Origin of the sequence: Tomitella gaofuii (assembly GCF_014126825.1) — a bacterium.
GTDB lineage: Bacteria > Actinomycetota > Actinomycetes > Mycobacteriales > Mycobacteriaceae > Tomitella > Tomitella gaofuii.
Genome location: NZ_CP059900.1, coordinates 4,311,287 through 4,327,813, shown reverse-complemented (window position 1 = coordinate 4,327,813; position 16,527 = coordinate 4,311,287). Strand labels below are relative to the sequence as shown.

The following is a 16,527-nucleotide window of genomic DNA, read 5'->3' as shown; positions in this document are numbered from 1 at the left end:
CGGGCCGTCGGCGGTCCCGACACCTCCCGCCATGCTGCCGCTCATCCCTCGGCCACGGCCACACGGTCGGACTTCTCGCCGAACTTGGGCGCCAGCATCGCGCACACCACGAGCTGGATCTGGTGGAAGATCATCAGCGGCAGGACGATCAGGCCCACCGTGCCCCCGGAGAACAGCACGGTGGCCATGGGCAGGCCGCTCGCCAGCGACTTCTTGGAACCGCAGAAGATGATGACGATCTGATCCGGCCAGGAGAAGCCCATCGCGCGTCCCGCGAAGGCGGTCACGCCCAGCACGAGAGCGAGCATGGCGCAGGACAGGCCGATGACGATGAAGATCTGCGCCGCCGAGGTGGACGACCAGATGTGCGCGTTCATCCCCTCGCTGAATGCGGCGTAGACCACCAGCAGGATCGAGCCGCGGTCGACGATTTTGATGGGGGCCGAGTACCGCTGCAGGAAACCCACCAGCCAGGGCCGCAGCAGTTGGCCGGCGATGAACGGAACCAGGAGCTGCAGGATGATCTCGACGATGGCGTCGGCCTGGATTCCGCCGGAGCCGGTGGTCTCCATCAGCCACAGCACCAGTGCGGGCGTGAGGAAGACGCCGAGGATGTTCGAGAACGACGCGCTGACGATGGAACCCGCCACGTTGCCCTTGGCGATCGACGTGAACGCGATGGACGACTGCACCGTCGACGGCACGAGGCACAGGAACAGCAGGCCCATGTAGAGGTCGTCGGAGATGACCCCGGGCGCCAGCGGCCGCATCGCGAGCCCCATCAACGGGAACAGTACGAAGGTGACAGCGAGCACGGTCAGGTGCAGGCGCCAGTGCGTGAATCCCTCGAGTGCCTCGCGTGGGGACAGCCGCGCGCCGTAGAGCAGGAACAGCAGGCCGATGGCGATCTTCACGGCCCAATCGAGCACCTCGGCGCCCGCCCCGGAGGCGGGGAGCAGGCTCGCCAGGACGACCATGCCGAAGATCGCGGCGACGAAACCGTCGATGTTCAGGCGTTTGAGCAGCTTCATACGGTGGACCGGCGGGGACGGTGTGTTCTGCGGCGGCCGATCGGCATCAGTGCACGGCGGAGGCGCACGAGTCCTGCAGGGAGCACGCGCCGCAGGAGTGCCCGCACGCGCCGGCGTCGGCGGGCGGCATGGCTGCGGCGACGCGCTGCGCGATGCCCGCCCCCACCGCGGTGAGCACCACCGCAACCACGGGTGCGGCGATGACGACGAACAGCGCGGCGGCGGCGTCGAGCAGCAGTCCACCGCACGCACCGAGCACGAGGACCGCCGCGGCGCCCAACTGTGCGGGTGCGGCGACGCGGTTGGCGGTACGGAAGGTGGCGTCGTCCCGCAGGGTCGCGTCGGTGCGCAGGCCCCACCACCGGTTGCGCGGAAGGCTGCCGGAGAGGGCCGCGGCGGCGACGGCGCCGAGCGCGACGGCCAAGACGAGGAACACGATTGCAGCGATCACCACGCGATTCATGATATCCGACCGCCCGCACGATGAGCGCGGGGTGCGCCGGGCGCTGCCGAACCGCCCGGTGCCCACCCTCTATCCTGACGTGTGCAGCGTGCCTGCAGTGACTGCCTGCAGCGTGTCGACAACCCCGAGTAGATGGTGACGCCCGTGACCGATTCCGCCTCCCGCAGCACCGCGACCCCGGCCGGAGCCGTGTCGGCGCCCGACGCCGCGCCGCCGCATCGCTACACGGCGCACAAGGCCGGCGAGATCGAGCAGCGCTGGCAGCGGTCCTGGGAGTCGGCGGGCACCTTCCACGCGCCGAACCCCACCGGGCCCCTGGCCGGCGCGGTGCCCGACGACAAGCTGTTCGTCCTCGACATGTTCCCCTACCCGTCGGGCGCCGGGCTGCACGTGGGCCATCCGCTGGGCTTCATCGCCACCGACGTGTACGCGCGCTACCACCGCATGGCCGGCCGCAATGTGCTGCACACGATGGGTTTCGACGCGTTCGGGCTGCCCGCCGAGCAGTACGCGGTGCAGACGGGCACGCACCCGCGCACCACCACCGAGCAGAACATCCAGCGTTACCTGGGGCAGATTCGCCGCCTGGGCCTCGGCCACGACGAGCGCCGGCGCGTCGCCACGACGGACGTCGAGTTCTACAAGTGGACGCAGTGGATCTTCCTGCGGATCTACAACGCCTTCTTCGACGCCGAGCAGCAGAAGGCGCGGCCGATCGCAGAGCTGGAGGCCGAGTTCGCCTCCGGCGAGCGCACCCTGGACGACGGCCGCGACTGGTCCGCGCTGACGGCCGCAGAGCGCGCAGAGGTCATCGACGCGCACCGGCTGGTCTACCGCTCCGACTCGCTGGTCAACTGGTGCCCGGGCCTGGGCACGGTGCTGGCCAATGAGGAGGTCACCGCGGACGGGCGCAGCGACCGCGGCAATTTCCCCGTCTTCCGCAAGAAGCTGAGCCAATGGATGATGCGGATCACCGCGTATTCCGACCGGCTCGTCGACGACCTCGAGCTCCTCGACTGGTCCGAGCAGGTCAAGTCGATGCAGCGCAACTGGATCGGCCGCTCGCACGGTGCCACGGTCAAGTTCTCCGTGGCCGAGTTGCCCATCGAGGTGTTCACTACGCGCCCCGACACGCTCTTCGGCGCCACCTACGTTGTCCTCGCCCCCGAGCACGAACTGGTGGACCAGCTCACCACCGCGTTCTGGCCGGAGGGGCCGAACGGCGAGCCGGTGGACCCGCGGTGGACGGGAGGAGCCGCCTCCCCCGCCGAGGCGGTGCAGGCGTACCGCGACGCCATCGCGTCGAAGTCCGACCTGGAACGCCAGGAGAACAAGGACAAGACGGGCGTGTTCACCGGCAGCTACGCGGTGAACCCGGTCAACGGTGCGCAGGTGCCGGTGTTCATCGCCGACTACGTCCTCACCGGCTACGGCACCGGCGCCATCATGGCGGTGCCCGGGCACGATCAGCGCGACTGGGAGTTCGCCACGGCCTTCGGGCTGCCCATCGTCGAGGTGGTGCGTGCAGGCGAGGGCAACGACGATGCGGCCGCCGGCGAATCTGCTGTCGACGTGACCGAGAGCGCCTATGCGGGTGACGGTTTCGCGGTGAACTCGGCCAACGTCGAGGGTCTCGACATCAACGGCATGGCCGTCGACGAGGCGAAGCGCACCGTCACCGAGTGGCTCGAGGGCCACGGCGTGGGCACCGGCACGATCCAGTACAAGCTGCGGGACTGGCTGTTCGCACGGCAACGCTACTGGGGTGAGCCGTTCCCGGTGGTCTACGACGATACCGGCGAGGCGCACGGCCTGCCGGAATCGATGCTGCCGGTGGAGCTTCCGGAGGTGGAGGACTACCGGCCGGTGAGCTTCGACCCGGACGACCGCGACTCCGAGCCGTCGCCGCCGCTGGCCAAGGCCGTCGACTGGGTGAATGTGGAGCTGGACCTGGGCGACGGGCTCCGGCACTACAGCCGCGACACCAACGTCATGCCGCAGTGGGCCGGAAGCTCCTGGTACCAGCTGCGGTACATCGACCCGACGAACACCGAGGCGTTCTGCGATCCGGAGAACGAGCGCTACTGGATGGGCCCCCGGCCCGCCGAGCACGGCGCGGCCGACCCGGGCGGGGTGGACCTGTATGTGGGCGGGCTCGAGCACGCGGTACTGCACCTGCTGTACGCGCGGTTCTGGCACAAGGTGCTCTTCGACCTGGGGCACGTCTCGTCCAAGGAGCCGTACCGGCGCCTGTTCAACCAGGGCTACATCCAGGCCTACGCCTACACCGACGACCGCGGCATCTACGTGCCCGCCGACGACGTGGTCGAGCGCGAAGGCGGGTTCTATCTGGTGCATGCGGACGGCACGGAGCAGAAAGTGCACCGTGAGTACGGCAAGATGGGGAAGAGCCTCAAGAATTCCGTCGCGCCGGACGACATCTGCGAGCAGTACGGCGCCGACACCCTGCGGGTGTACGAAATGTCGATGGGGCCGCTCGACGCGTCGCGCGCCTGGGCCACCAAGGACGTCGTGGGCGCGCAGCGGTTCCTGCAGCGCGCGTGGCGCCTCGTGGTGGACGAGGAGTCCGGTTCCGTCACGGTGACGGACGACGAGCCCGACGAGGCGACGCTGCGGGCCTTGCACAAGGCGATCGCCGGCGTGCGTGAGGACTACGCGGCGCTGCACGACAATACCGCGGTGGCCAAACTCATCGAATACACCAACCACCTGACCAAGGCCTACCCGGCGGGCGCGCCGCGGGCCGCCGTGGAGCCATTGGTGCTCATGCTCGGCCCGGTGGCCCCGCACCTGGCGGAGGAGATGTGGTCGCTGCTGGGCCACGGGGATTCGCTGGCGCACGGCCCCTTCCCCACCGCCGACGAGAAGTACCTGGTGGAGGACACGGTCGAGTACCCGATCCAGGTCAACGGCAAGGTGCGCAGCCGCATCACCGTGCCCGCGGACATGGCGAAGGCCGACATCGAAGCGGCGGCGCTGGCTGACGAGCGCATCGTGGAGCTGTTGGGTGGCGCGCACCCCAAGAAAGTCATCGTGGTGCCCGGCAAGATGATCAACGTGGTCAAGTAGGGGGGCTCAGGCCCGGCGACGGGTGAGCGCGTGCCGACGCATTCGGGTGGGAAGGCGTCGGCACACGCTCACTGGTCGAAGACGTTGGCCCGCGCGGGGTCGTCGGCCCGGCTCAGCCGACGCTCTCCAGGCTGCCGAACACGCTGCACAGCGATGCGAGCGAGCCGCCGCACGCCGGGTTCGGTGGGGTGTACACGGCGATGCCGACGGGGTGGTCGACGGCGGTGGAAATCACGCGCCGGTCGGAGCCGTCGAGGTGCATAGTGACGATCTGATCGGCCGCATCCGCCGTGACGAACAGGGTGTCACCGTCCGCGACGATGCCGGTCGCGCGGTCGATACCGGTGGCGATCGTCTGTGGGTCGGTGCCGTCGGGGTTCATCGAGGTCACCTCGGTGTTGTCGGTGACGAAGAGCCGCCCGCCCGCGAAGGCGATGTCGCGCGGGCTGTCGAGCCCGCTCGCGACCGTCGTCACATCGTCGCCGGCGGTGGTCATGGAGATGATCTCACCGTCGTTGATGTTGGCCACGTAGAGCCGGCCGTCGTGCACCGCGATGCCGGTATGGGCGACTGTATCGGCAGCGAGGGTTTCCCTGTCGGTTCCATCGGGCAGCGACGAGAAGATCGTCCCGGAAGCAGTGTCGGCCACGTAGAGGCGCCCGCCTGCGGTCGCGATGCCCTCAGGGCCTGCCAGGTCCGAGATCACCACATGGGCGGGCGCGCCGTCCAGCGGCACGGCGACGACGTTGCCGTTCCTGAAGGAAGCGACGTAGGCCGTGTCGCCGATGACCGCCACATCCTGCGGCCCGTCGATTCCGGTGGCGTCGAGCATTGCGGTACCAGATCCGTCGAGGCCCATCGTGGTGACCGTGCTGTCGGCCCAGCCGGTGGCGATGAGCGTCGGCTCGGTGGGCAGCGGGTCTGCTCCCGCGGCGGTGGCCCCGCCCGCGGCGACCCCGACGGCGAGTGCTGCCGCGGCGGCCAGGTGGGCGGCGCGGCGCAGGCGGTGGTGTGAACGCATGGCGGATCCTTACGTCGTTGAATAGGTGTTCCTTGGAAGACTAGAACTGTGCGATCCGGAAGGAATCCGCCAAATGACGTAGACCGGACGGACACAGCGTCACGGTTGCATAACGGGCCTGCTGGTCTGCGGACGTCCGCACGGCGGGAGCGAGGCTGGCGGGGCGCGGACGTCACTCGCGTACGCTCCGGTGGAACGAGTTCTCATTCCGCCGTCACCGTCGAGGAGCACCCATGGCACCCGCACCCGAGGCCGTCCGCAAGACCATCGAGGCCTACATCACGGCCGTCACCACCGGCACCGTCGACGAGATCGTCGGCCTCTTCGCGCCGGGCGCCACGGTGGAGGATCCGGTGGGCAGCGGTGTGCGGGACACCGAGGAGTCGATCCGCGAGTTCTACAGCGTCGTCGCCGGCATGAAGCAGACCGGCGAGATCTACACGGCCCGCATCGCCGGCGCCAGCGCGGCCTTCCACTTCCGCATCACCACGGAGGCCGGCGACCAGACCGTGGAGATCACCCCGATCGACGTGATGACCTTCGACGACGACGCGAAGATCACCAGCATGCGCGCGTACTGGGGTCCGGAGGACATGGTCACCAAGTAGTAGGCGTCCGCCGGTCAGCTCGTCGGCGTCAGTGCGTGCTCGGCAGGGCCGTCGCCGCTGAGCACCGGCCGCGCCTGCCGCACCGACCAGGCGGCGGCGACGACGGCGATCGCCACCACGAAACAGGCGAGCGTGTACCAGATGTTGCCGATGGGGTCGCCGTTCGCGGTGACTCCATCGACGGCGTCGGCGTAGTCCGGCAGCGCCGACGCCCACAGCACCGCGAACACCACGAGGTAGACGATCGCGTACAAGCGGATGAACGGGTTGTCGTACCGTGCGGCGTCCGCCCCCGTGAGCAGGCCTGCGCCGGAGCCGGGGCGCAACCGCAACCACTGCCGGGTGAGCACCACGACCGCGATCACCGCGATGACGGCGAGCTCGATCACGTAGCCGGCGGCCCGCCAGCCATTGCCGCCGATCCCCATGATCGTCGCGGGCATCGGCAGAATGAGCACGCCCACCGACGCGAGGAGGCCGACACCGACCGTGCGGCCTGTCAACCCCCATCCGCCGAATCGCCTGCCGGCGTCAGTACCGTGCACGCCGAATCGCCTGCCGGCGTCGACGTGCCGGCCCACGAAGAACTGCACGCACAGCGCCAGCGACATGGGCCAGAGCGCCGCGAACACGACGATGGACGGCACGGGCACCGCGTCGAGGAACGGCTTGGCGATCTCGTTGTCCGCCGACCACTCCCACCAGCGCAGCTGCGGCCCGAGCTGGTCGAAGATCTCGTAGAACGCGTGGTGCACGAAGCCCACGCAGGCAGCGCCGACGAACGTCCCGTAGCGGCGGAACACCCCGAGCATCCGCACCAGCTCGAACGCCACCGTGGCCATGAGGGGATAGATCGCCACGATGTACAGCGGCAGCCGGCCCCACAGGAAGTCGACTGCGAACACGTTGTGGGCGAACATCGTTCCCAGGTACTCCTCGGTGCCGAAGGCAGCCGGAAAGTAGATGGGCGGTTCGATGATGAACAGGAAGAACAGCGCGCCGATCCACAGCACCAGGTTGGTGGGGTCGCCGTGGCGGCGCAGCCGGACGATCGCGTACACCAGCGCCAGCACCGAGCCGGCGATGATGAGCGTGCCCAGCACCGGCAGCGTCCAGTTCTCCAGGCCGAAGGGGCTGCGGAACGAGACGACGCCGCCCGTCTCGGCGCACGAGAAGCCCATCGAGTGCGCGAGTTCGGCGAAGGCCGGCGAACAGTGGTCGGTCATGCGGAACTCCCTGTAACGGACGGGTGGTGAGCGGGGTCAGGAAGCGGTGGAAGTGGTTTCGGCCGTGTACCAGCGGGTGACGTGATACCCGTCGTCGTAACGGCGGAACCACACGTCGGCCAGGGCGGGCAGGTTCTCGTGCTCGGGGTTGTGCCGGGGCAGCTGGCTGCGCACGGTGCCGACGAGCGCGACGAGCTGTTCGCGCATCGGCAGCGCCGTGAACGCGCGCGGCATGGGTCCGTGGTCGACGTACTCCATGCCCGGGATGAGCTTGGCGAGGCGCTGACGGCGGCGGTGGTTGGCGAACATGCACATCGCGTCCACCTGCCGATCCTCCAGCGGCACATGCTTGTTGAAGCCCTCGCAGGCGATGCGGATGACGTCGAGAACGTGCTTGAAGATCGACGGCGCCATGCGCATGCGGTAGGCGTCGCTGCCGATCACCGAGTCGAAGATGATCAGCGCGGAGCTGCGGTGCTCCACCTCCTCGACGAAGTGCCAGATGAACAGAGACGCGACGCGGTCGTCGCCGGGCCGGAACAGGCTCGCCTCGTTGTCGAGCATCAACTTGAACACCGGGGTGAAGGTGGCCTCCAGGTCCGCGGTGTAGGCGAGGCGGTAGTCGGCGGAGGTGTCCACCGCGAGCTTGTCGAAGGCGCCGATGACGCCGTCGAGGGTCTCCTGCAGCGACGGGTACCGGCGCACCAGCGCGGCGGCGTGCTGGCGGTGGGCGGCCGAGTGCTGTCCCTCCTGGCGGACGAACGCGGTGGCCTCCTCCGCGATGGCGGGGTCGGTGATGCGGGGCATGATCTCGCGGATCATGTTGACGATCATCTTCTCGAACCCGATGGCCAGGAACGACACGGCATTGGCCATCGCGGAGAACGACGGGTTGTCGGGGTTCCAGTTGAAGGGGACGTCGTACTCGTCGAAGGCGAAGCGCATCTTGCGCATCTGCAGATCGGTCATCGGCACACTCCTCGCCGTCCGGCGCCGCCCGTCGGCGCGCAGGGGTTATACGAACATACAAACATTCGGATTACTGTATGGTCAACGGTGGATGCATCGCGGCAGGTGCCGGCGGTCTTCGTGCGGGGCGTGCGGCGGGGCGCATGGTAGCGTCGGCCGGGCCGCTCAGCGGCGGTCCGGGGTGATGGGAATCGGGTGCGCCCCGGAGCACGGGGCATTGCGAGACGAGGACACGGCAGGTGGCGCGCAGACGAGGCTGGGGCGGTGCACCCCCCGCCAACGATGAAGAGGCCGCCGAGAGGATCGTCGCCGCTGCGGTGGCACTGATCACCGAGACCGGGGCCGGCATCACCATCGCCGACGTGGCCGAACGGCTGGGCGTGATCCGTCAGACGGTGTACCGGTACTTCCCCAGCGCCGATTCGCTCATGCGCGCGGCCGCGATCGCCTCTGTCGACGGCTTCCTCGACCGCCTTGCCGCGCACGTCCGTGGCCTCACCGACCCGGCCGGCGCGATGGTGGAGGCGGTGCTCTTCACGCTCGAAGAGGTCCACCGGATCCCCCACCTGGGGCTCATGCTTTCCGGCGAGCATGCGCAGGGGGTCACCGCACCCGAGGCGATCGCCTTCGGCATGACGATGATCCGGCGCTTCGACGTGGACTGGGAGGCCCACGGCTACGACGAGGCGGCGCTGCGCGAGCTCGTCGAGTTCGTGCTGCGGACCATGCAGTCGTTCTTCCTGTCGCCCGCGGACCCTGCCTGGGGGCGCGCGGTGCTGCGGCGCTATCTGGACCGGTGGATGGGTACGGCGATCGCCGCGCAGGCGCGGATCGCGCCCGCCCGGTAGGGGGCTGCCGAACGGCCGGTCCCGCGTTCAGCGCCCGGTGGGCCGCAGCACGATCTCGGTCGGGTGCGCGTCCGCGGGGGTGCGCACGGCATTGCCGACGGCGCGCGCGACGGTGGCGGAGGCGAGGAACCGCCGCGGGTCGTACTCCGCGCCCTCGGAGGCGACGATGTTCCGCTGCATGGGGGTGTCGATGCGGCCCGGGTGCACGGAGGTCACGCGCAGCCGCGGCTCCTCCTGGCGGAGCGCGTCTCCGAACGCTCGTAACGCGAACTTGCTGGCCGCGTAAGACCCCCACCCCGGGTTGGCACGCAGCCCCGCCCCGGAGTTGACGAGCACCACGTGGCCGCCCGCGGCGCGCAGTGCGGGCAGCAGCGCGCGGGTGAGCTCGACGACGGCGAACACGTTGGCCTCGAAGGTGCGCCGCCACTGCGCGGTGTCCGACTCGGCGATAGGGCCCAGCTCGCAGACGCCGGCGCTGTGGACGAGCACGTCGAGCGCGTCGATGCGTGCGGTGGCGCCGGCGACGGCGGCGGCCGAGGTGAGATCCACCCGCCACGGTTCTGCCGCGGGCAGTTCGGCGGCCAGTGCGTCCAGCCGCGGCGCGTCGCGGCCGCCGAGCAGCAGGCGATGGTCGGCGGCGAGCTCGCGCGCGATGTCCGCGCCGAGCCCGCTGGACGCGCCCGTGACCAGCGCGGCCCGTGTGGCGGCGTCGGTGCTGGTCATGTGGTGCCTCCAAGGTGTTCGGCAGGGCCGGTCCGCGGGTCTGCGGTGTGCATCTGCGGCCGGGCTGGGACGATGGCCGTATGGTAACTGCGGCGCGCGGCGGCGGACAGCGACGGCTGATCGACCAGGACGAGCTGCGGCGGGTGCTGGGAAACTTCTGCACCGGGGTCACCGTGATCACCGCCGTGCACGACGGTGCGCCGCAGGGTTTCGCCTGCCAGTCGGTGACGTCGCTGTCGCTGGACCCGCCGTTCGTCTCGTTCTGCCCCGCCAAGAGCTCCCGCAGCTGGCCGCTCATGCGCGACGCGGGCGGCCTCTGCGTCAACGTGCTCTCGCACGATCAGCTGCAGCTGTGCCGCCGATTCGCCACGAGCGGGGCCGGCAAGTTCGACGGCACCGCCTGGGAGCCCGCGCTCAACGGCGCCCCGGCCCTGCACGGCACGTTGGCACGGATCGAGGCCGACGTGGAGTTCGAGCACGACGCGGGCGACCACACGATCGTGATCGCCCGCGTCAGCGAGCTGGAGGTGCATCGGCAGGCCGATCCGTTGCTGTTCTTCCGCGGCGGGTACGGCAGTTTCGTGCCCCGCCGGCCGGGGGACGGGCAGGCGCGCTCCGGGTTCGCTCAGTCCTGAGCCCGCGCCGGCGGCCGGGTCACGCGCGGGAGTGCACGGTGGGGGCGTCGCCGGGCTGCGGCTCGAGGCCCGCCTCGTCGACGGCCTGCGCGGGCCCCTCGGCGGCGACTTCGTCCTCGAGGACCTCGAGCTCGCTCTCGGGGCGCGGCCGCGTCGTGGGCCGCAGCGCCAGGAAGCCGACGGCGACGAGGCAGCACAGCGCGCCGGCCCAGAACGGCGCCGCCATCGCGGGATCGTCGTCGGAGCCGAACCACTCGGCGAGGTGGCCGACGAGGATGGCGGAGACGGCGCCGCCCATCCAGCGCAGGAAGTTGTAGCCGGCGCTGGATACGGACCGCACCGTGCCGGCCGAGCTCATCGCCGCCCCGGTGAACAGCGTGTTGAGCACGCCCGACACCAGGCCGGAAACGACGACGCCGACGACGATCAGCGCGTCGGATTCGACGGCGGTGCCGACGGCGATGATGCCGAGCACGACGGCGCACAGGAACACCGCGCCCATGAGGCCGTGCCGCTCGCCGAACTTCGCCGCGACGCGCGGTGCGATGAGGACGCCGGAGATCGCGACGCACACGCCCCACCCGAAGAAGACGAAGCCGATGTAGTAGGCGCCCTTGCCCAGCGCGAACGGGGCCCAGGCGATCACGGCGAAGAACGCCGCGGTGTAGAAGGCGGAGCCGATGGACGTCATCAGCAGGTTGCGGTCCTTGAGCGCACGCAGCGGGTCGGTGAGCCGGATCGGAGTGCGGTGCGCCTTGTCCCCGTCGCGCTGCAGCATGATCACGCACAGCAGGGCGCCGATGGCCATGAGGATGGCGGTGCCGGCGAACGGCCCGCGCCACGAGATGTTGCCCAGCACCGCGCCCGCCAGCGGCCCGACGGCCAGGCCGAGGCCCAGCGCCGCCTCGTACATGAGGATCGCGCCCTTCTGGCCGCCGGTGGCGGCGCCGACGATCACCGACAGCGCCGTGGCGATGAAGAACGCGTTGCCCAGGCCCCACAGCGCACGCAGCCACACGAGCTGCTCGATGGTGCCGGCGAAGGCGCACAGCCCGGCGGCGATGACGATGAGGATCAGCCCGGTGACCACGGTGCGCTTGGCGCCGAAGCGGTAGCTCATCAGCCCGGTGAGCAGCATCGCGAACACCTGAACGCCCAGGTAGGAGGCGAACAGCAGGGTGGTCTGCGACGGCGTGGCGTGCAGTGCCTCGGTGATGGTGTTGAGGATCGGGTCCACCAGGCCGATGCCCATGAACGCGATGACCGCGGCGAAGGCGGTGACCCAGACCTGCTTGGGTTGGCCCTTGAGCGCGTCGAGAAGTCCGGGGTGTTCGTCGGCGTGGGCTGGCGGTGCGCCCTGCGGGGTGGTGCTCATCGTGCGTGCGTCTCGCTTTCCTGGAGTTGCGGTGTGCCGGGTCCGTCGGTGTGGCCTGCATCGGCGGGGCCCGGAAGGTCCAGCGCGAGCATCGCGTTGAGCGCGGGGACGGCCGCGGCGATCGCCTGGCGGTCGCCGTCGGTGAGCTGTTCGAGGAGCGCGGCGAGCAGGACGTTGCGCTCGCGGGCCACATGCTCCAGGCGTTCGCGCCCGGACCCGGTGAGTTCGACGAGCACGGCGCGCCCGTCGTCGGGGTCGGGCCGGCGCTGGACCAGTCCGAGCTTCTCGACGCGCCGGATGATGGCGGTGACGGTGGGCATGCGGATCTGCTCGCGTTCGGCCAGCTCCCCCATGCGCAGCGGCCCATGGTCGAGCACGGTGGTCAGTGCCGTGCTCTGCGCGGGGGTGAGCTCGACGGACGGTACGCGACGGCGGACGAGGTTGTTGAGGCGCAGCAGCACCGGGCGCAGGTCGGCGGCCAGCGCGACCTCGTCGGCGGATTCGGGGAACGCCGTCGCCCCGGACTCCTGCGCGGCCGTGTTCTCTTCCGGCGCCGCATTCTCGGACATAGTTAGTAAGTCTAACTAAGTAATGTCGAGTGGCAAAGCGGCGCCGGCGTGGCGTCGGTCACCCGACGCCCTTGCGGTAGCCGTGAACGTGCGTCACACTAAGGCCATGGAGCTGGCTTACGACATCCGCGGGGAAGGCCCCACCCTGGTGCTGGTGCACGGCGTGATCCATCGGCGCCACGCGTGGGATCCGGTGGTGGACCTTCTCGCCCGGCACCGCCGCGTGGTCACCGTCGACCTGCCCGGGCACGGCGACTCCCCGGAGATGCCCGAGGGCCCGAACCCGCTGCAGATCGGTGCCGACCTCGCCGTGGAGTTCCTCCGCGAGATCGCGCCCGACGAGAAGGTGCACGTGGCCGGCAACTCGCTGGGCGGCTGGTTCGCGCTCGAGGCGGCAGCGCGCGGCGAGGTCGCCTCGGCCACCGGCCTGTCCCCCGCGGGCTTCTTCGCAGGCCCGCTCGACCAGGCGCGCGCGGTCAACACGTTCCGCACCCTGCGCTGGGCCACGCGACGGATGGGCAGGGCGCGGGACGCGTTCGTCAGCAACCCCGTGGGAAAGTCGGTGGGCATGGGCGTGTTCATGTCGCACCCGTGGCGGGTCCCCGCTGAGACGGCCCGCATCGACGCGGCGAGCCTGCTCAGCAACACGGTGATCGACCGCGGCCTCAGCGCGGACTTCGCGTTCACCCGGCCCGTCGACACGTCCGTGCCGGTGACCGTGGCGTGGGGGCGGCGCGACCTCGTCCTGCCCTGCTACGAGGCCAAGCGCGTACGCGGCGTGTTTCCGCAGGCGGAGGTGACGATCGTCCCCGGCGTCGGTCACGTGCCGATGTGGGACAACCCGCAGCTGGTGGCGTCGATCCTGCTCGCCGGCAGCGCGGGGCCGACGGTACCGCGCGGCGCGTCGGGTGCGCAGGCCCGCCCGGCGAGCTGACGCTGCGAGTCGCGGCGGCGGGCGGAGTCGGGTCGGCGGGCAGAGTCGGGTCGACTGGCAGGGTCAGGCCCGCGAGTCCCGCCAGGCCAGCGCCTGCCGGAGCTCGCCGAAGTCGTAGTCGGGGCCGCCGGATGCGACGGTGAACAGCGTCGCGCCCTGCGCCACCAGCTGGTCCGCCCGCTGTTCGGGGGTGTGGCCGTCGTCGGAGGCGGTGGGCCAGGGCACCGAGCGCTCGATCTCGGCCGGGTCCCGGCCCACGTCTGCGCAGTGCCGGTCCAGGGCGTCGAGCTTCTCCGGGTATCCGTCGGGGTCGGCGAACGAGTGCCAGATGTCCGCGTGACGGGCCACGTGCCGGAGCGTCTTGCGCACTCCCCCGCCGCCGATGAGGACCGGGATGTCGCGCGTGGGCGGCGGGTCCAGGCGGGGCAGCCGCGCCGCGATGCGGTCGAGGTTCTCCCCCAGCAGGTCGATGCGCGAGCCCTTGGTGCCGAACTCGTAGCCGTACTGCTCGTAGTCCTTGGCGAACCAGCCCGCGCCGACGCCGAGGATGAGCCGCCCGCCGCTGATGTGGTCGACGGTGCGGGCCATGTCCGCCAGCAGGTCCGGATTGCGGTATCCGCCGCCCGTGACCAGCGCACCGATCTCGATGCGCTCGGTCTGCTCGGCCCACGCGCCCAGCATCGTCCAGCACTCGAAGTGTGCGCCGTCGATGCGGCCCTGTGCGTCCGGGTAGAGCGGAAAGAAGTGGTCCCAGTTGAAGGCGATGTCCACACCGGCGTCCTCGGCGCGCAGCACGGCGTCGCGGATCATCCCGTAGCGGGGGGCGTGCTGCGGCTGGAGCTGCACGCCGACGCGGATGGGGCGGTCCGTCATGGGCTGGCCTCCGAAGGTGTCGGGTGTGTGTTCACCACGACTGTATGCACAAACCGCCGCGATCGCGCCGGGCCCGGCGGATTGCGCATACGCTCGGCGGGGGCGGCAGGCGGACGGCGGGTGCGCGGGCCGTCACCGCCGCACTGCCACCGCCAGGTGCCCCACCTCCTGCACCGCGAAATGTGCCGGGTCGAACGCGGACGGGGAGAACACCGCCGGCTCGCTCACGTCGCCCGGCTCGCGGGGAAGGCGTGAGACCGACAGGCTGTACACCCAGCCCTGCGGGGTGCGGCTGAGCACGAACACGTCCGGCGCGCGCACCGGCGACGCGTCGAGCGCCGCGGCGAGCCCGTCGCCGGCCTCCGCCCAGCCGCGGATGAGCCCGTTGCGATCGGCGAAGCCGGCCTTGGGATTCGCGTAGGCGGAGGTCACGGTCTGGAAGCCGCGGTACGGGTAGAACGCCAGCAGGGAGTGGACGTCGGTGAGCGCCACCAGGTCGCTCGCGTCCCGCCCCCCGCTGAGCGTTGTGATGGCGTCGTGGATCTCCTGGGCGGTCGGACCGCCCGCGGTGCGCTGCAGTTCGGTGCCCTCGGCGATCACCCCGTCGGGCCCCGGGGTGTTGAGCGCGGCGCGGTTCCAGGCGGGCTCGACGGTGCGCACCTGGTAGGACACGTGCAGCATGGCCGCCACCGCGAAGGCGCCGACGACGGCGGTGACGACGCGGGCCCGCTCGGCTGCCTGCGCGCGCCGGGACGGATCGCGCACCCGCCGCCGGGCGAGCGCGGCCGCGTCGCGGATGCCGAGCACCCCGGCGCAGGACAGCGCCAGGATCAACAGCGGCTCCAGCCGGAACGCCAGCAGTGTGGTGGACACGAGCGGCGCGAGGAAGGACAGGGCATACCAGCACACCGCGGTGCCGACGGCGAGGGCCAGCCCCGTCGCGACCATGTCGCGTCGCGCGCGCACCACCAGCCAGCCCAGCCCGACGGCGCACAGCGCCCCCAGCGGCGTCGCGTAGAAGACCGGGGTGGGGATGCGGGCGCCGATCTCCGGCAGGAATTTCGCCGCCGTGCTGTCCGGTTCGAGGGGGCTCGACGCGAGGAGGTACGGGACCCACACCACCGCGACGAACGGCAGTGCCGAGGCCACCGCGATGCCGGCGCCGCGCAGGAACCGGCGCAGGTGGCGTGTGCGGTTGCGCGCCTGCAGGGCCACCGTCGCGACCACTACCGCGAGGAACACGGCGGCCACGCCCGCGATCAGCGCGTGCGTGATCGCCGCGAGCCCCACGTAGACGCCGATCCCCGCGCACGCGCCGACGTCGAGGCGGCCGTCGCGGATCAGCCTGCGCGCCGTGCGCAGCGCCAGGACGGCCAGGGGCGGGGCGAGGGCGACGAGGATCCACGAATACGGGGAGTAGGCCGCCGTGTGCAGCCCCACGAGCGCCGTGACCATCGCCAGGATCAGCGCCGTCGACGGCCGCACGACCCGGGCCCACAGGACGTGGGCGAGCGCCGCCGCCACCGCCAGGGTGACGATCGACCAGATCTTGTAGAACTCCCAGGCGGGGATCCCGGTGGCATCGGCCAGCCGTCCGCCCACCCAGAACCAGGCCGGCGAGTAGTACGGCGGCAGGTCGGGGTAGACGGCGTCCGCGAGGGCCGGCGAATCGGTCATGCGGGTGAGGAACGCGGTGCGGAACTGCTGGTCGCCGCCGAGCCCGTTGAGATAGAACTTCGTGCCCGTGAGCAGCCACGACTGGATCGCGGTGCTCAGCAGTGCCGGCAGCACCCACCCGGCCGCGGCGATGAGGCGGCGCGGGCCGCGGCGCGGGTGTCGGCTGCGGCTGTTGTACCGGTTGCGGCGTCTTCCGCGGAAGAGCACCGCGCCGGCCGCGCAGGCCGTGACCGCGAGGGTGACGAGCGATGCGACGACCGTCGGCACCTCCGACGGCAACGGGAAATGCAGGTGCCGGTAGGCGGCCTGGTAGCCGATGCTCACCGCCGCGGCCACGATCGTCGCGCCCGCGATCTGCGCGACGACGGACCGGCCGAGGACGGTCCGCGGGTATTGCGGCGCGCGGGGCGTGTGGATCGAAGGCACGGTGACGAGGGTAGCCAGAGCGTCGCCGGCTCCGGCCCGGGGGAAACGCGCGGCGGCGT

At 70.9% G+C, this 16,527-nt stretch carries 15 protein-coding genes; 5 read left to right on the top strand and 10 right to left on the bottom strand.

The genetic code is table 11. The features are described 5' to 3' along the window. Window positions 1-41 precede the first annotated feature (41 nt). Both H4F70_RS20015 and H4F70_RS20010 read right to left on the bottom strand, forming a co-directional pair. Window positions 42-1,031, bottom strand: a complete 990-nt coding sequence (locus H4F70_RS20015; RefSeq protein ID WP_182358512.1) for a bile acid:sodium symporter family protein — start codon at window positions 1,029-1,031, stop codon at window positions 42-44. A gap of 46 nt (window positions 1,032-1,077) precedes the next feature. Beyond that, window positions 1,078-1,485, bottom strand: coding sequence for an SdpI family protein (locus tag H4F70_RS20010; protein ID WP_182348358.1), 408 nt, complete (start codon window positions 1,483-1,485; stop codon window positions 1,078-1,080). Window positions 1,486-1,626: 141 nt separating this feature from the next. Here H4F70_RS20010 and H4F70_RS20005 point away from each other — a divergent pair, with 141 nt between their 5' ends. Beyond that, on the top strand, window positions 1,627-4,584 hold the full coding sequence (locus H4F70_RS20005) for a leucine--tRNA ligase (protein WP_182358511.1): 2,958 nt from the start codon (window positions 1,627-1,629) through the stop codon (window positions 4,582-4,584). Window positions 4,585-4,696: 112 nt separating this feature from the next. Here the strand turns inward: H4F70_RS20005 and H4F70_RS20000 are convergent, their stop codons facing one another. After that, window positions 4,697-5,605, bottom strand: coding sequence for an NHL repeat-containing protein (locus H4F70_RS20000; RefSeq protein WP_182358510.1), 909 nt, complete (start codon window positions 5,603-5,605; stop codon window positions 4,697-4,699). A 233-nt stretch (window positions 5,606-5,838) separates the two neighbouring features. Between H4F70_RS20000 and H4F70_RS19995 the strand changes: the two genes are divergently transcribed. Further along, a complete protein-coding gene (locus H4F70_RS19995; protein WP_182358509.1) occupies window positions 5,839-6,213 on the top strand; it encodes a nuclear transport factor 2 family protein in 375 nt (124 codons plus the stop codon). A 14-nt stretch (window positions 6,214-6,227) separates the two neighbouring features. On the opposite strand, the gene H4F70_RS19990 is transcribed toward H4F70_RS19995, so the two are convergent. Then, window positions 6,228-7,439, bottom strand: a complete 1,212-nt coding sequence (locus H4F70_RS19990) for a hypothetical protein (RefSeq protein ID WP_182358508.1) — start codon at window positions 7,437-7,439, stop codon at window positions 6,228-6,230. 36 nt (window positions 7,440-7,475) lie between these two features. Continuing rightward, window positions 7,476-8,408, bottom strand: coding sequence for a metal-dependent hydrolase (locus tag H4F70_RS19985; protein WP_182358507.1), 933 nt, complete (start codon window positions 8,406-8,408; stop codon window positions 7,476-7,478). Between the two features lie 239 nt (window positions 8,409-8,647). On the opposite strand from H4F70_RS19985, the gene H4F70_RS19980 reads away from it, so the two are divergent. After that, on the top strand, window positions 8,648-9,256 hold the full coding sequence (locus H4F70_RS19980) for a TetR/AcrR family transcriptional regulator (protein ID WP_182358506.1): 609 nt from the start codon (window positions 8,648-8,650) through the stop codon (window positions 9,254-9,256). A gap of 27 nt (window positions 9,257-9,283) precedes the next feature. Here the strand turns inward: H4F70_RS19980 and H4F70_RS19975 are convergent, their stop codons facing one another. Continuing rightward, window positions 9,284-9,979 carry an SDR family oxidoreductase gene (locus H4F70_RS19975; RefSeq protein ID WP_182358505.1) on the bottom strand — a complete coding sequence of 232 codons (696 nt, stop codon included), beginning with the start codon at window positions 9,977-9,979 and terminating at the stop codon, window positions 9,284-9,286. Between the two features lie 80 nt (window positions 9,980-10,059). Between H4F70_RS19975 and H4F70_RS19970 the strand changes: the two genes are divergently transcribed. Next, window positions 10,060-10,614, top strand: a complete 555-nt coding sequence (locus H4F70_RS19970) for a flavin reductase family protein (RefSeq protein ID WP_182348366.1) — start codon at window positions 10,060-10,062, stop codon at window positions 10,612-10,614. 19 nt (window positions 10,615-10,633) lie between these two features. On the opposite strand, the gene H4F70_RS19965 is transcribed toward H4F70_RS19970, so the two are convergent. Together H4F70_RS19965 and H4F70_RS19960 are read right to left on the bottom strand one after the other, a co-directional pair. Next, complete coding sequence (locus H4F70_RS19965; protein ID WP_182358504.1) at window positions 10,634-11,989, bottom strand: MFS transporter; 1,356 nt, start codon at window positions 11,987-11,989, stop codon at window positions 10,634-10,636. Beyond that, on the bottom strand, window positions 11,986-12,558 hold the full coding sequence (locus H4F70_RS19960) for a MarR family winged helix-turn-helix transcriptional regulator (RefSeq protein ID WP_182358503.1): 573 nt from the start codon (window positions 12,556-12,558) through the stop codon (window positions 11,986-11,988). The genes H4F70_RS19965 and H4F70_RS19960 overlap by 4 nt, the downstream gene beginning before the upstream one ends. 106 nt (window positions 12,559-12,664) lie before the next feature. Here H4F70_RS19960 and H4F70_RS19955 point away from each other — a divergent pair, with 106 nt between their 5' ends. Beyond that, window positions 12,665-13,492, top strand: coding sequence for an alpha/beta fold hydrolase (locus tag H4F70_RS19955; RefSeq protein ID WP_182358502.1), 828 nt, complete (start codon window positions 12,665-12,667; stop codon window positions 13,490-13,492). A gap of 63 nt (window positions 13,493-13,555) precedes the next feature. On the opposite strand, the gene H4F70_RS19950 is transcribed toward H4F70_RS19955, so the two are convergent. Then, window positions 13,556-14,365 carry an LLM class F420-dependent oxidoreductase gene (locus H4F70_RS19950; protein WP_182358501.1) on the bottom strand — a complete coding sequence of 270 codons (810 nt, stop codon included), beginning with the start codon at window positions 14,363-14,365 and terminating at the stop codon, window positions 13,556-13,558. A gap of 132 nt (window positions 14,366-14,497) precedes the next feature. Then, a complete protein-coding gene (locus H4F70_RS19945; protein ID WP_182358500.1) occupies window positions 14,498-16,468 on the bottom strand; it encodes an arabinofuranosyltransferase in 1,971 nt (656 codons plus the stop codon). Window positions 16,469-16,527 lie beyond the last annotated feature (59 nt).